Origin of the sequence: Kitasatospora sp. NPDC094028, from assembly GCF_049543595.1 — a bacterium.
GTDB lineage: Bacteria > Actinomycetota > Actinomycetes > Streptomycetales > Streptomycetaceae > Kitasatospora.
Genome location: NZ_JBMVFA010000009.1, coordinates 146,595 through 161,120 on the forward strand (window position 1 = coordinate 146,595; position 14,526 = coordinate 161,120).

Sequence of the window (14,526 nt, forward strand, 5' to 3'; positions counted from 1 at the left end):
GCCCGTCCTACCGAACAGGAAGCAGGCCACCATGCAGCACCGCGTCCGCGCCGTCCTCCTCACCCCGAACGACACCATGCTGCTGATCAAGCGCATCCGCCCCGGCATCGACCCGTACTGGGTGATCGTCGGCGGCAGGATCGAACCGACCGATGCCAGCCCCGAGGAGGCCCTGCTGCGCGAGGTCCGCGAGGAGATCGCGGGCGAGGCCGAGATCGTCAGCCTCCTCCACACCACCGAAACCGCCAACGAGCGCCAGGACTTCTACCTCGCCACCATCGAGAAGTGGAGCTTCGAGGACCGCACCGGCCCCGAGTTCAGCCAGGAAGGCCGGGGCGAGTACCTCCTCGAAGAGATCCCCCTGACCACCGACGCCCTCGACGCGGTCAACCTCCTGCCCCAGGACTTCGCGGCGGTCCTGCGCGCGGCCGTCGAGCGCGGGGAACTCCTCGCGGCCGGGTAGCCACGGGAGCGGCAAGGAGGTCGGCCATCCGATCATCCACGCACAAACCACGACGTCCATCGCACACGGTTCCGCCAGAAACGATCTGACCTGACTGTCCGTCATGCATGCTTGCGTGAACGCGGCTTGCCTGTCCGACCGTTGTGGTACGTTCCGTACCCAAACAGAAAATAGGCGACCCCGGCGGTGCTGGAACACCCCGGGGTCCGGCACAGGAGCAGCAACTCCCAATGCGCGTCCATCGTAGCGCCCACGTGCGCGACTTCACCGTGCTGCCCAACTGCATGCTGCAGTTCCGGCGGCTGTCCTACACCGCCCGCGGCCTGCTCGCCGACCTTCTCTCCCGGCCTGACGGCTGGCGTGAGGACGGGCGGCACATGGCCGACACCAGTCCGCAGGGGCGCGGCGCGATCCGCAAGGCGCTCAATGAGTTGACCGAGGCCGGGTACTACCGGGTCGAGAAGATCCGTTTGCCGGACGGCAGGATCGTCACCGAGACCCACGTCTACGACACCCCGCAGCTCGTGCGACCGGGTGTCACCCCTCCGGCGTCCGGTGGAGCGGCTGCCGGTCGCACAGACCGCTCTGTAGTAAAGAACCGGGAGCAAGAACCCACCCTCCCCCCGCAGACCGAGGAGGTCCGCGCGGCGGTGGCCACTCTGTTCCGGGTGATCCGGCCCGAGCCGCGGCTGCGCCTGGGCGAGGCCGAGGCCCGGGAGTTGGCGCCGCTGGTCGCGCAGTGGCTGGCGCGCGGCAGCACGCCCGCCGACCTCGCCCACGCCCTGCTGCCGGGCCTGCCCGTCCCGATGCACTCGGCGGCGGCGGTGCTCCGCTACCGGCTGGAGCACAAGATGCCTCCTGCCCCGGCCGCAGCGGCAGCCAGGTACGCCGAGTGCGCCAAGTGCCACGACCCCGTGCCCCGGCCGGGCATCTGCCGCCCGTGCGCCGGCCTGGCAGCCCGAACCCCCAGAGCCTGCCAGGGGGCGGACGTGGCAGCCGCAGGTGCCGCCCGAGCCCGAACCGCCCTGCGCTCCGCACTGACCGGCAGCCGGCCTGCACACCGCGCCGCCTGAGACACGCTGTCCCACCGATGCGTCGCCCTTGCTCCATCAGCGCCGCGCGCCGGCAGGCCGGCGTGGGGTGGATGGTGGGGAACGGCGGTGGACCTGCTCAGCTCAGCTCAGCTCATGCCGCACGGGTGCTCATCCGGAACCGGAAACGCCGCTGCCGCGCGACCCCAGGGGGTTCGCGCGGCAGCAGCGAGCTGAAGCCGGAGAAGATCTCAGACGTTGAAGCCCAGCGCCCGGAGCTGGTCGCGGCCGTCGTCGGTGATCTTGTCGGGGCCCCACGGCGGCATCCAGACCCAGTTGATGCGCAGGTCCTGGACGAGGCCGTCGGTGGCGGTCTTGGCCTGGTCCTCGATGACGTCCGTCAGCGGGCAGGCCGCCGAGGTGAGCGTCATGTCGATGGTGGCCACGTCGGACTCGTCGATGTGGATGCCGTAGATCAGGCCCAGGTTGACGACGTCGATGCCCAGTTCGGGGTCGACGACGTCCATCAGGGCCTCGGTCAGGTCCTCGACGGAGACGGTGCCGGCGGTGGTGCCGACGATGAGGCCTGCGGGCTGGTCCTCCGCAGCGGAGGCCTCGGTGCCGGTGGCGCCGGTGCCGGTGGCGTCGGTGGCGTCGGCGGTGGTGGTTTCGTCACTCATGGTCTGTCCTCCTCTGCGGGATCAGTCGGTGGCGGGGTGCTGGGCGAGGGCCTGGGCGGTGGCGTCCTTCCAGGCCATCCAGCTGAGCAGGGCGCACTTGACCCGGGCCGGGTACTTGGAGACGCCGGCGAACGCGACCGCGTCCTCCAGCACCTCCTCGTCGCCCTCGCCCTGGCCCTTGCTCTGCATCAGCTCCAGGAAGGCTTCCTGGACCGCCTGCGCCTCGCCCACGGTCTTGCCGACCACCAGGTCGTTCAGCACCGAGGCGCTGGCCTGGCTGATCGAGCAGCCCTGGGACTCGTACGAGACGTCGGCGACCGTCGAGCCGTCGAGCTTCACCCGCAGGGTGATCTCGTCGCCGCACGTCGGGTTGACGTGGTGCACCTCGGCGTCGCCGTCCCGCAGCCCCTTGCCGTGGGGGTTGCGGTAGTGGTCCAGGATGATGTCCTGGTACATCGAGTCGAGCTTCATGGTCGTCCTGCCCGTCAGCCGAAGAAGTTCCGGACGTGGTGCAGGCCGTCGATCAGCGCGTCGACCTCGCCCGGCGTCGAGTACAGGTAGAACGACGCCCGCGTGGTCGCCGGAATTCCGTACCGGAGGCAGACCGGCCGCGCGCAGTGGTGGCCGACGCGCACGGCGATGCCCTGCTCGTCGAGCACCTGGCCCACGTCGTGCGGGTGGATGTCGCCCAGCGTGAAGGAGATCGCCGCACCGCGGTCGACGGCCGTGCGCGGGCCGATGATCCGCAGGTCGGGGACCTCCAGCAGCCGCTCGACCGCGTACTCGGTGATCGCGTGCTCGTGCGCCGCGATCTTGTCCATGCCGATGCCGGACAGGTAGTCGATGGCCGCGCCGAGCCCGACCGCCTGGGCGATCGGCGGGGTGCCGGCCTCGAACTTGTGCGGCGCCGGGGCGTAGGTGGACGAGCCCATGGTGACGGTCTCGATCATCTCGCCGCCGCCGAGGAACGGCGGGAGGTCCTCCAGCAGCTCCTGGCGGCCCCAGAGCACGCCGATGCCGGTCGGGGCCAGCATCTTGTGGCCGGTGAAGGCGACGAAGTCGGCCTCCAGCGCCTGCACGTCGAGCACCATGTGCGGCGCGGCCTGCGAGGCGTCGATGACGACGAGCGCGCCGACCGCCTGGGCCTTGCGGACGATCGTCTCGACCGGGTTGACGGTGCCGAGCAGGTTGGAGACGAGGGTGAACGAGACGACCTTGGTCTTCTCGGTGATCAGCTCGTCGATGTTCGACAGGTCGAGCCGACCCTCGTCCGTCAGCCCGAACCACTTCAACTTCGCGCCGGTGCGCTGCGACAGCAGCTGCCACGGGACGATGTTGGAGTGGTGCTCCATCTCCGTGATGACGATCTCGGAGTCGGCGTCGACCCGGTACGGCTCGTCGGCCCAACCGAGCATGTTGGCAACGAGGTTGAGCGACTCCGAGGCGTTCTTGGTGAAGATCACCTCGTTGCGGCTCGGCGCGTTGACGAACGCCGCGACCTTGTCGCGGGCGCCCTCGTACAGCGCCGTGGCCTCCTCGGCGAGCACGTGCACGCCGCGGTGGACGTTGGCGTTGTGCCGCTCGTAGTAGGCGGTCAGCGCCTCCAGCACCTGGCGCGGCTTCTGCGAGGTGGCCGCGTTGTCCAGGTAGACCAGCGGCTTCTCGTCGTGCAGCACGCGCTGCAGGACGGGGAAGTCCTTGCGGATCGCGTCCGTGTCGAGCAGGGCGCTGTGGCCGGTAAACGGATGCGTCACTCGGATGCGCCGCCCTTCACATACGACTCGTAGCCCTCTTCCTCCAGCTTGTCGGCCAGCTCGGCACCGCCGGACTCGACGATGCGGCCGCCCGCGAAGACGTGGACGTAGTCGGGCTTGATGTACCGCAGGATGCGGGTGTAGTGGGTGACCAGCAGGGTGCCGACCTCACCGGTCGAGCGGACCCGGTTGATGCCCTCGGAGACGATCCGCAGCGCGTCGACGTCCAGGCCGGAGTCGGTCTCGTCGAGGATCGCGATCTTCGGCTTGAGCAGCTCCAGCTGGAGGATCTCGTGGCGCTTCTTCTCGCCGCCGGAGAAGCCCTCGTTGACGTTGCGCTCGGCGAAGGCCGGGTCCATCTGCAGGGCGGCCATCGCCTCCTTGACCTCCTTGACCCACAGCCGCAGCTTCGGGGCCTCGCCGCGGACGGCGGTGGCGGCGGTGCGCAGGAAGTTGCTGACCGAGACGCCGGGGACCTCGACCGGGTACTGCATGGCCAGGAAGACGCCGGCCTTGGCGCGCTCGTCGACGGACATCTCCAGGACGTCCTCGCCGTCCAGCAGCACGGTGCCGCCGGTGACGGTGTACTTCGGGTGGCCGGCCAGCGAGTAGGCCAGGGTGGACTTGCCGGAGCCGTTCGGGCCCATGATGGCGTGGGTCTCGCCCTGCTTGACGGTCAGGTCGACGCCCTTCAGGATCTCGCGCGGGCCGTTCTCGGCTTCGACGGAGACGTGCAGGTCGCGGATTTCAAGGGTTGCCATGTGTACTCAGGACTCCTGGTTGACGGAGACGAGCACATCGTCCCCTTCGATCTTTACGGGGTAGACGGCGACCGGCTTGGTGGCGGGCAGGCCGGAGGGCTTGCCGGAGCGCAGGTCGAAGCTGGAGCCGTGCAGCCAGCACTCGATCATGCAGTCCTCGACCTCGCCCTCGGAGAGCGAGACGTTCGCGTGCGAGCAGATGTCGTTGATCGCGAACACCCCCTCGTCGGTGCGGACGATCGCGACCGGCACGCCGTTGAGTTCAACGCGCTTGGGCACGTCCTCCTGGAGGTCGCCCAGTGCGCAGGCACGCAGGAAGCTCATCGGTCAGACCGCCGCTTCCAGCTCGGCGTCGATCTTGACCATGAGCTGCTCCTGGACCTCGGCCACGCCGATCTGCTGCAGCAGCTCGGCGAAGAAGCCGCGCACCACCAGGCGGCGGGCCTCGTCGGCCGGGATGCCGCGGGCCATCAGGTAGAACAGCTGCTCGTCGTCGAAGCGGCCGGTCGCGGAGGCGTGGCCGGCGCCGACGATCTCGCCGGTCTCGATCTCCAGGTTCGGGATCGAGTCGACCCGGGCGCCGTCGGTGAGCACCAGGTTCCGGTTGAGCTCGTAGGTGTCGGTGCCGAGCGCCGCGGCGCGGATCAGCACGTCGCCGACCCAGACGGCGTGCGCGTCCTGGCCCTGCAGCGCGCCCTTGTAGGCGACGTTGGAGCGGCAGTGCGGGGTGTCGTGGTCGATGACCAGACGGTGCTCCAGGTGCTGGCCGGCGTCGGCGAAGTACAGGCCGAACAGCTCGGCCTCGCCGCCGGGGCCCGCGTAGTTGACGCGCGGGTGCAGGCGGACGAGGTCGCCGCCGAAGGTGACGACGACGGACTTGAACGAGGCGTCGCGGCCGACCAGCGCGTTGTGCTGGGCGACGTGCACGGCGTCGCGCTCCCAGTCCTGGACGGACACGAAGGTGAGCTTCGCGCCGTCGCCGACCAGCAGCTCGACGTTGGCGGCCCGGGTGCCGGTGCCCTCGTGGTTCAGCACCACGACGGCCTCGGCGAACGGCTTGACGTCGATCACCACGTGGGCGAAGCGGACGCCGCCCTCGCCGCGCACGTCGATCTTCACCGGCTCGGTGAGCACCGCGTCCTTGGGGACGGTGACGACCAGCGCCTGCTCGAAGGCGCTGAACGCCTGCGCGGCGACCCGGTCGACGGGCGTGCCGGCCTTGCCGAGGCGGGCGTCGTCGCGGCCCACGTTCTCGGCGGTGACGCCGTCCGGCAGGGTGAACTCGACCTTGTCCTCGCCGCGCGGGCCGGCGGCGGCGGTGCCGTCGTGCAGGCCGCCCAGGCGCTGCAGCGGGGTGAACCGCCAGTCCTCCTCGCGGCCGGTCGGCACCGGGAAGTCGTTCACGTCGAAGGACGGCTTGACCGCGACGCGCGCGTCGATCGGCTGCTGGACCGTGGTCCGGCCGGTGCCGGGGCCGGCGAGCTGCGCGCCCGCGCCGGCGGTGCCGACCTCGATCGAACCGGCGGTGGTGGAGCCGGAGGTGTTCTGAACGTCAGCCATGGCTGTTCGTAGTGCTCTCTTCCTCAAAAAGTCGGACGGGGTCGCGTGCGGCTGGACGTCAGCCGACCGCGCCCTCCATCTGCAGCTCGATCAGCCGGTTGAGCTCCAGCGCGTACTCCATCGGCAGCTCCCGCGCGATCGGCTCGACGAAGCCGCGCACGATCATCGCCATGGCCTCGGTCTCGGTCAGACCGCGGCTCATCAGGTAGAACAGCTGGTCCTCGCTGACCTTGGAGACGGTCGCCTCGTGGCCCATGGACACGTCGTCCTCGCGGACGTCCACGTACGGGTACGTGTCCGAGCGGGAGATGGTGTCGACCAGCAGCGCGTCGCACAGCACGTTGGACTTGGCGCCGTGCGAGCCCTCGCCGATCTCGATCAGGCCGCGGTAGGAGGTGCGGCCGCCGCCGCGCGCCACCGACTTGGAGACGATGTGCGAGGAGGTGTTGGGCGCCATGTGCACCATCTTGGCGCCGGCGTCCTGGTGCTGGCCCTCGCCCGCGAAGGCGATCGACAGGGTCTCGCCCTTGGCGTGCTCGCCCATCAGGTAGACGGCCGGGTACTTCATGGTGACCTTGGAGCCGATGTTGCCGTCGATCCACTCCATGGTCGCGCCCTCGTACGCCACGGCGCGCTTGGTGACCAGGTTGTAGACGTTGTTCGACCAGTTCTGGATGGTCGTGTAGCGGCAGCGGCCGCCCTTCTTGACGATGATCTCCACGACCGCCGAGTGCAGCGAGTCGGAGGAGTAGATCGGCGCGGTGCAGCCCTCGACGTAGTGGACGTAGGCGTCCTCGTCGACGATGATCAGCGTCCGCTCGAACTGGCCCATGTTCTCGGTGTTGATCCGGAAGTAGGCCTGCAGCGGGATGTCGACGTGCACGCCCTTCGGCACGTAGATGAACGACCCGCCGGACCACACCGCGGTGTTCAGCGCGGCGAACTTGTTGTCGCCGGCCGGGATGACGGTGCCGAAGTACTCCTTGAAGATCTCCGGGTGCTCACGCAGCGCGGTGTCGGTGTCCAGGAAGATGACGCCCTGCTCCTCCAGGTCCTCGCGGATCTGGTGGTAGACGACCTCCGACTCGTACTGGGCCGCGACACCGGCGACGAGGCGCTGCTTCTCCGCCTCCGGGATGCCCAGCTTGTCGTAGGTGGCCTTGATGTCCGCGGGCAGGTCCTCCCAGGACTCGGCCTGCTTCTCGGTGGAGCGGACGAAGTACTTGATGTTGTCGAAGTCGATGCCGGAGAGGTCGGAGCCCCAGGTCGGCATGGGCTTCTTGCCGAACAGCTTCAGGCCCTTGAGACGCAGGTTCAGCATCCACTCGGACTCGCTCTTCTTCGCGGAGATGTCGCGGACGACGTCTTCGCTGAGCCCGCGCTTGGCCACGGAGCCGGCGGCGTCCGGGTCGGCCCAGCCGTACTCGTAGTTACCCAGGCCGTCGAGCTCCGGGTGCGAAACGGTGTCAGTCATGCGAGCTTCCTAACGCGCGGACGCAGAATCTTCGGTGGACGTACCGGCAGTCGGCGCCGCATCGGTGCCGTGGCCCGCGGAGCGCTGGGCGGACGACGATGCGGCACCGGGTGCCGGCACATAGGTGGTGCAGACCCCGTCACCGTGGGCGATGGTGGCCAGCCGTTGCACATGGGTGCCCAGGAGCTGGGAGAAGACCTCGGTCTCCGCCTCGCAGAGCTGGGGAAACTGCTCGGCGATGTGCGCGACCGGGCAGTGGTGCTGGCAGAGCTGGGCGCCCGCCGGGGCCTTGGCCGCGGCCGACGGGACACGCCGCACCGTGGCAGCGTACCCGTCCGCGCTCAGCGCCTGGGCCAGGGCCTCCGGACGCTCCAGCGCCCCGGCCTCCAGCAGGCTCTCCCGGTACTTCTCGCCCTGCCGGCCGAACCTGGCGCGGGCGAAGGCGGCGACGGCCTCCTCGCCGGCCTTGCCGCCGCCCACGGAGTCCGAGATCCAGCGCAGCGCGTCGGCCGCGAGCTGGTCGTACGCCTGGTAGAAGGCGTCCCGGCCGGCGTCGGTGAGGCCGAAGACCTTGGCCGGGCGGCCCCGGCCGCGGCTGCCGTAGACCCGCTGTTCGCGGGCGTCGACCAGGCCGCTGGCGGCCAGCGAGTCGAGGTGGCGGCGGACGGCGGCGGCGGTCAGGCCGAGCCGGTTGGCGAGGTCGGCGGCGGAGGACGGGCCGTGGTCCAGGATCGACCGGGCGACCCGGTCGCGGGTGGCGCGGTGGCCGTCCAGCAGCACCTCGGCCGCCGTCGCGGGCACGTCACAGCCGGGGGCCGACTCGGCCTCCTGCTGCGTGGCGTGCTCGCGCATGTTTTTCACAACACCAGTGTTGCGTAATTACTTCCGACAGGACAAGCCGTGATCCAGGCCTCACCCGTGTCATCTGTCACGCAGGTAAGGCTTACCTTCTCAACGAAAACGATCACCAAGGCCGCCGTACGGGCCGGGCGTTGGGCCCTCTTAGACTCGCCGGTATGCATTCCGAACCCGCGGTCCAGATCGCCGGGCTGGTCAAACGCTACGGTGACAAACCTGCGGTGGACGGCCTCGACCTCACCATCGCGCGCGGCGCGATCACCGCCGTCCTCGGTCCCAACGGCGCCGGCAAGACCACCACCATCGAGACCTGCGAGGGCTACCGCCGCCCCGACGCCGGCACCGTCCGCGTCCTCGGCCTCGACCCGGTCGCCCAGAGCGCCGCCCTGCGGCCGCGGATCGGCGTGATGCTGCAGTCCGGGGGCGTGTACGCGGGCGCGCGCGCCGTCGAAATGCTGCGGCACACCGCCAAGCTGCACGCCCACCCGCTGGACGTCGACGCCCTGGTCGAACGCCTCGGCCTCGGCTCCTGCGGCCGCACCACCTACCGCCGGCTCTCCGGCGGTCAGCAGCAGCGGCTCGCCCTGGCCATGGCCGTGGTCGGCCGCCCCGAGCTGGTCTTCCTGGACGAGCCCACCGCCGGGCTCGACCCGCAGGCCCGCCGCGCCACCTGGGAGCTGGTCCGCGACCTGCGCCGGGACGGCGTCACCGTGGTCGTCACCACCCACCACATGGACGAGGCCGAGCAGCTGGCCGACCACGTCGCCATCGTCGACCGCGGCCGGGTGATCACCACCGGCACCCCCGAGGAGCTGTGCCGCGGCGGCGCCGAGAACGCGCTGCGCTTCGACGGCCCGCCCGGGCTCGACCTCGCCGCCCTGCTCAAGGAACTGCCCGCCGGCGCCACCGCCACCGAGACCGCCCCCGGCAGCTACCGCGTCGAGGCGCCCGTCGACCCGCAGCTGCTGGCCACCGTCACCGGCTGGTGCGCGAGCGCCGGCGTGCTGCCGGAGCGGCTGTCGGTCCAGCGCCGCAGCCTCGAAGACGTCTTCCTCGACCTGACCGGACGGGAGCTGCGCTCGTGAGCCGTACCGACTACTCCCCCGCGCCGGGCGCCGCCCCGGTCGGCCGGATGCTGCTCGCGCAGACCGCGTTCGAGACCCGGATGCTGCTGCGCAACGGTGAGCAGCTGCTGCTCACCGTGGTCATCCCGACCGTGCTGCTGGTGCTGTTCTCCGCCGTCGACATCGTCACGGTGGAGGGCCCGGGCAAGCGGGTCGACTTCCTGGCGCCCGGCCTGCTCGCGCTCGCCGTGATGTCCACCGCCTTCACCGGGCAGGCCATCGCCACCGGCTTCGAGCGCCGCTACGGCGTGCTGAAGCGGCTCGGCGCCAGCCCGCTGCCGCGCTGGACGCTGCTGACCGCCAAGACCGGCTGCGTCCTGGTGACGGAGATCCTCCAGGTCGCCCTGCTGTCCGTGATCGCCCTCGCCCTCGGCTGGTCCCCCCACGGGCTCGCTACACCGCAGGGGGCGCTGGCCGTCGCCGCGCTGCTCGTCCTCGGCACCGCCGCCTTCTCCGGCCTCGGCCTGCTGATGGCCGGCACCCTCAAGGCCGAGGCGACGCTGGCCGCCGCCAACCTGGTGTTCATCCTGCTGCTGCTCGCCGGCGGGGTGATCGTGCCGCTGGGCAAGTTCCCGGACGCCGTGCGGTCGGTGCTGGAGCTGCTGCCGATCTCGGCGCTCTCGGACGGCCTGCGGTCGGTGCTGCAGCACGGCGCCGGGGTGCCGTGGTCGGACCTCGGCATCCTGGCCGGCTGGTCGGTGCTCGGCCTGGCCACGGCGGCCCGCTTCTTCCGCTGGGAGTAGCCCCGCTTCGGGACGAGCGACGCCCCCCGGCCTCAACGGGCCGGGGGGCGTCGGGCGTTCGGCGGGTGGCGGGTCAGCCCTGGCTGCCGCTGCGGCGCTTGCGGGCGAGCAGCACGAGCGCGCCGCCGACCAGCAGCACGCCGCCACCGGCCGCCGCGATCATCGGGGTGGCGTCGTTGCTACCGGTCTGGGCCAGCGCCGGGGCGGGCGTGGTGGCCACGGGCGCCGGGGTCTTGCTCGGGGTCGCCGTCACCGACGGGGTCGGGGTCGCCGTGGTGGGGGTCGGCGTCGGCGTCGACGTCCTGGTGGGCGTCGGCGTCGGGGTGGGGGTCTGGGTCGGGGTCTGGGTGGGCGTCGGGGTGGGCGTCGGCGTGTGGCACGGCGCGATGGTCTTGGTCTCGTCGATGTTCCAGCCCTTCTCGTTCGGGTTCTCCGTGGTGGAGACCACGAGGTGGGCCTGAACCGGGGCATTGTGGTCCTTCACCGGGAAGGACTTGTGGAACTCCTTGGGGAAGGCCTGGTTGTCCAGGACCTTCTCGCCGTCGATGGTGAGGCTGACGGTGTTCTTCACGTCCGCCTTGTCGCTGTAATTGATCAGATCGATCACGACCTTGTCGCAGGTCACCGACCAAGTCGGCACGTGCGCCGAGGCGTTGGTGGCCAGCGCCAGGGGCAGTACGATTCCGGCCGTCGCCGTACCGACGAGGGCCGCCGCGCCGATCCTGAAGTGTCGCTGCTGTCGCGCCATACCTTGTTCCCCTCCGAACGGTCTTGCGCAGCAGGCGCGTTGAGTGGTCCGCGGTGGCCCGCTGCGACTGTCCGGGGGACTCTACCGGCACGTCCGCACCTCGCTACACCCCGCCACTCGACCGGATATCGCCTGTCGGTCTGCTCTCGAATGTGTATGACCAGCCCATCACAGCCGCCACCTCGCAGAATGCGTTTTCGGTAAAGCCGCATGAACTTCGTCACCTTCATGACAAACGGCGCCTCCGGTGATCGGGTTCAGTCACCAGGGGCGCCGTTTCGGTCAGTAGTCAGTCAGTCGAGGAACTCGCCCGCGGTCAGGCCTTCTTGGCCGCCCGCCGCCGGCCGGCCACCACCATCGCGCCGCCGGCCGCGGCGATCACCGCACCGCCGATCGCCAGCGGCAGCACCGGGCCGGAGCCGGTGTGCGCGAGGTTGCCGCCGCCGTTCGCCGAGGCGGACGGGCCGGCCGACACCGCGGGCGCGGCCGTCGAGGCGGACGGGCTGGGCGAGGCACTGCCGCTCGGCCTGCCGGTCGCCGGAACGCTCGGGCCACCGGACGGGCTGCCCGTGGTGGTCGGCGTCGCCGGGGTCGACGGGGTCACCGAGTTCGACGGCGTGCCGGTCGGCTGCACCGGCGGAGCGGTCGGCATGGTCGGCGTCGTCGGCAGGCAGCCGGTGAACGGGTAGTGGTGCGTCTCCGCGCCGCCCTTGCCGGTCAGCGAGGCGGCGATCACCGAGCCGTTGACCGGGCCGCCGCTGCCGAGGTCGAAGGCGGCGTTCGGGGCGAGCACGGTGCCGGCCCAGGCGGCGGCGCTGTTCTTGACCACCTTGGTCGCGGTCGGGAAGTTCCACAGCAGCTTGGCGCGGATCGCGCCGCCCGCCGCGCTCTGCAGCTTGTCGTCCAGGACCCAGGTCTCCTTGGGCGCGTCCCAGAGGTTGAACCCGGTGGTCCCGGCCGCGGCCATGTCGTACGAGCCGCCGGTCACGTTGACGACCGTGACCGCGCCGGCCGGCACCCGGAGGTAGATGTCCTTGGCGCCCTGCAGCTTGGCCGCGTCGACGGTGAAGCTGTTGTACGTGGCGTCGCCGCCGGTGAACGTCAGCTTGGCGCCGTCCGTCTGGACGGTGGCTCCGGCCGTCTGCGGCACGGCGGCCAGCGCGGTGGAGGCGGCGCGCAGCTTGGCGAACTCGGCCTTGAAGTCGATCGGCGCGGAGCCCTGGGCGACGGTGCCGGCGTGGGCCTGGACGATCGCACCGTCCGCCTTGGAGCCGTAGACGCCGTTGCCCTTCATCACCTGGGTGTTCGCGCCGTTGAGGCTGCCGGCCACGACGAGCGCGTTCTTGCCGGGCAGCGCGTCGACCTCGGCCTGGGTCAGTTCCTGGCCGACCGAGAAGCCGCCGCCGAAGTAGGCGTCGCCGCCGACCGCCACAGCACCCTCGGCGTCGGGAACATGATGATCATCGCCCTCGATGAACTCGCCGTAGAGATTGGCGACCCCGAGGTTGCGGCACTCCTCGGCGGGGGCGGCCTGGGCGGCCGGGGCGACGAGGCCGGCCAGTACGAACGAGCCGCCCACGGCGAGCGCGGCGGCTGAGGTGGATATGCGCATGTGCAGGATCTCCGCTTACGTGCGGGAGGAGTGGGAGTGGCCCGAAAAAAGGTATGGACCAATCCGCACTCTTTCGGCCACACGGGCGATTGGTCAAGACCATTGTCCGGCTTGTCCGGGAGATCCACTTTGCGCCCCTACCGCCCTGCCCGTGCCCCACCCCAAGATCGCCTGTAAGGCCACCTACGATTGACCCCGTGCTGAACCCCTTCTCCCTGCTCGCCGAGCGCTGGCAGCCCTCCGCCGCGATGGTCCGGCGCGCCGCGTTCGCCGCGCTGGTGATGAGCGTGGTGATCGTCGTCACCGGCGGCGCCGTCCGCCTCACCGCCTCCGGCCTCGGCTGTACGACCTGGCCCCAATGCACCGACGAGAGCCTGACACCCACCGCCGAGATGGGCTTCCACGGCATCGTCGAGTTCACCAACCGGATGCTCACCTACGTGCTGAGCGCGGCGGTCGGCTGGGCGATCCTGGCGGCCCGCTGCCACCGCCCGTGGCGGCGCAGCATGACCAAGCTCGGCTGGGCCCAGTTCTGGCTGGTGATGAGCAACGCCGTCCTCGGCGGCATCACCGTGCTGACCGGCCTCAACCCGTACACCGTCGCGCTGCACATGATCGCCGCGATGGCCCTGGTCTGGGTCGCCCTGCTGATGTGGGAGCGCTCGAAGGAAGGCGACGGCACCCCCAAGCTCGCCGTGGCCCGCCCGATCCACCAGCTCTCGTACGTCCTGGTCACCGTGATCGGCCTGCTCGTCGCGGCCGGCACCCTGGTCACCGGCGCCGGCCACCACCCGGGCACCCCGCAGGACAACAAGATCGTCCCGCGCATCCCGATCGACTACGACAGGCTGGCCCAGTTCCACGCCGACTTCGCGTTCATCTCGGTCGGCCTGGCCATTGCTGTGCTCTTCGTCCTCGCCGCCGTGAAGGCCCCCCAGCCCGCCAAGGCCCGAGCGAAGGAACTGCTCGCCGTGCTGCTGCTCCAGGGCATCCTCGGCTTCATCCAGTACTTCACGGACGCCCCCGAGCTGATGGTCGGCCTCCACATGCTCCTCGCTGCGATCACCTGGATCGCCGCCCTCCGCATCCCCCTCGCCCTCCGCGTCCGCGAGGTCGAAGAGGCCCCCAACCAACTGCCCGCCCAGACCCCGCAGACTGCCACGGTCTGAGTGGAATCGATCGACGGCCCCCATCCCACGATGGGGGCCGTCGTCGTAAGACCTCGGTTCGCCGCACAGCGGGTCGACACTGTCACAACAGGTGTCGGCCGTCATGGGTTCGGATACTGGTTGCCATGTCGTCCCGTAGCGCGTCCAGAACGCGTACGGCATAGACCTCGGCCATGCGGTCGGAGACCTCGGCCGGTGTAAGCCAGGCGACCTCGACCGACTCGTCCGAGAGCCGCACGGCCTCGCTCTCCGGTCGGCAGCGGAAGACGAGGGCGACGATCCCCCGGCTCACGTTCTTGTAGACGCCGGCCAGCCGCTCCACACCGACCTTGATCCCGGTCTCCTCGTAGACCTCGCGGCGCACGCCGTCCTCGACGGCCTCGTCCAGCTCCAGCACGCCGCCCGGCGGCTCCCAAGTCCCGTTGTCGGCCCGGCGAATCGCCAGAACCCGGCCATCCTCGCGTGCGACCACCCCCGCGACGGACACCGAGTGGAGCGGCGTTGACTGGGACTTCCCGGCGCTGTTACTCATGTGCAGGAGAATAGGAG

General features: G+C 70.5%; 16 protein-coding genes. 5 read left to right on the forward strand and 11 right to left on the reverse strand.

The genetic code is table 11. From position 1 onward, the window contains the following. Window positions 1-31 precede the first annotated feature (31 nt). Together ACPC54_RS16675 and ACPC54_RS16680 are read left to right on the forward strand one after the other, a co-directional pair. On the forward strand, window positions 32-463 hold the full coding sequence (locus tag ACPC54_RS16675) for an NUDIX hydrolase (RefSeq protein ID WP_498965515.1): 432 nt from the start codon (window positions 32-34) through the stop codon (window positions 461-463). A gap of 230 nt (window positions 464-693) precedes the next feature. Further along, window positions 694-1,536, forward strand: a complete 843-nt coding sequence (locus tag ACPC54_RS16680) for a hypothetical protein (RefSeq protein WP_498965516.1) — start codon at window positions 694-696, stop codon at window positions 1,534-1,536. A gap of 209 nt (window positions 1,537-1,745) precedes the next feature. Here ACPC54_RS16680 and ACPC54_RS16685 read toward each other — a convergent pair whose 3' ends face one another. The 8 genes from ACPC54_RS16685 to ACPC54_RS16720 all read right to left on the reverse strand — a co-directional run bounded on the left by ACPC54_RS16685 (window position 1,746) and on the right by ACPC54_RS16720 (window position 8,575). Further along, window positions 1,746-2,075: a metal-sulfur cluster assembly factor gene (locus ACPC54_RS16685; protein WP_031065274.1), complete on the reverse strand. Its 330-nt coding sequence runs from the start codon at window positions 2,073-2,075 to the stop codon at window positions 1,746-1,748. Between the two features lie 120 nt (window positions 2,076-2,195). After that, a complete protein-coding gene (gene sufU, locus ACPC54_RS16690) occupies window positions 2,196-2,645 on the reverse strand; it encodes a Fe-S cluster assembly sulfur transfer protein SufU (protein ID WP_498965517.1) in 450 nt (149 codons plus the stop codon). Window positions 2,646-2,659: 14 nt separating this feature from the next. After that, entirely contained in the window at window positions 2,660-3,928 is a 1,269-nt protein-coding gene (locus tag ACPC54_RS16695; protein ID WP_498965518.1) for a cysteine desulfurase, read from the reverse strand. Further along, on the reverse strand, window positions 3,925-4,689 hold the full coding sequence (gene sufC / locus ACPC54_RS16700) for a Fe-S cluster assembly ATPase SufC (protein WP_498965519.1): 765 nt from the start codon (window positions 4,687-4,689) through the stop codon (window positions 3,925-3,927). Before sufC ends, ACPC54_RS16695 begins: the two co-directional genes overlap by 4 nt. Window positions 4,690-4,695: 6 nt before the next feature. Beyond that, complete coding sequence (locus ACPC54_RS16705) at window positions 4,696-5,013, reverse strand: non-heme iron oxygenase ferredoxin subunit (protein ID WP_498965520.1); 318 nt, start codon at window positions 5,011-5,013, stop codon at window positions 4,696-4,698. A 3-nt stretch (window positions 5,014-5,016) separates the two neighbouring features. Then, complete coding sequence (gene sufD / locus ACPC54_RS16710; protein ID WP_498965521.1) at window positions 5,017-6,249, reverse strand: Fe-S cluster assembly protein SufD; 1,233 nt, start codon at window positions 6,247-6,249, stop codon at window positions 5,017-5,019. A 58-nt stretch (window positions 6,250-6,307) separates the two neighbouring features. Then, window positions 6,308-7,723 (reverse strand): Fe-S cluster assembly protein SufB, encoded by a 1,416-nt coding sequence (gene sufB / locus ACPC54_RS16715; protein WP_498965522.1) that lies wholly within the window; start codon window positions 7,721-7,723, stop codon window positions 6,308-6,310. Between the two features lie 9 nt (window positions 7,724-7,732). Next, window positions 7,733-8,575, reverse strand: a complete 843-nt coding sequence (locus tag ACPC54_RS16720; RefSeq protein ID WP_498965523.1) for a helix-turn-helix transcriptional regulator — start codon at window positions 8,573-8,575, stop codon at window positions 7,733-7,735. A gap of 164 nt (window positions 8,576-8,739) precedes the next feature. Here ACPC54_RS16720 and ACPC54_RS16725 point away from each other — a divergent pair, with 164 nt between their 5' ends. Continuing rightward, window positions 8,740-9,666: an ABC transporter ATP-binding protein gene (locus tag ACPC54_RS16725; protein WP_498965524.1), complete on the forward strand. Its 927-nt coding sequence runs from the start codon at window positions 8,740-8,742 to the stop codon at window positions 9,664-9,666. 47 nt (window positions 9,667-9,713) lie between these two features. After that, window positions 9,714-10,448, forward strand: a complete 735-nt coding sequence (locus tag ACPC54_RS16730) for an ABC transporter permease (RefSeq protein ID WP_498965618.1) — start codon at window positions 9,714-9,716, stop codon at window positions 10,446-10,448. Between the two features lie 73 nt (window positions 10,449-10,521). Here the strand turns inward: ACPC54_RS16730 and ACPC54_RS16735 are convergent, their stop codons facing one another. After that, on the reverse strand, window positions 10,522-11,196 hold the full coding sequence (locus ACPC54_RS16735; RefSeq protein WP_498965525.1) for an LAETG motif-containing sortase-dependent surface protein: 675 nt from the start codon (window positions 11,194-11,196) through the stop codon (window positions 10,522-10,524). A gap of 316 nt (window positions 11,197-11,512) precedes the next feature. After that, entirely contained in the window at window positions 11,513-12,808 is a 1,296-nt protein-coding gene (locus ACPC54_RS16740) for a choice-of-anchor A family protein (RefSeq protein WP_498965526.1), read from the reverse strand. A 188-nt stretch (window positions 12,809-12,996) separates the two neighbouring features. Between ACPC54_RS16740 and ACPC54_RS16745 the strand changes: the two genes are divergently transcribed. Further along, entirely contained in the window at window positions 12,997-13,977 is a 981-nt protein-coding gene (locus tag ACPC54_RS16745; protein WP_498965619.1) for a COX15/CtaA family protein, read from the forward strand. A gap of 82 nt (window positions 13,978-14,059) precedes the next feature. On the opposite strand, the gene ACPC54_RS16750 is transcribed toward ACPC54_RS16745, so the two are convergent. Next, window positions 14,060-14,521 (reverse strand): NUDIX hydrolase, encoded by a 462-nt coding sequence (locus tag ACPC54_RS16750; protein WP_498965620.1) that lies wholly within the window; start codon window positions 14,519-14,521, stop codon window positions 14,060-14,062. Between the last annotated feature and the right edge of the window lie 5 nt (window positions 14,522-14,526).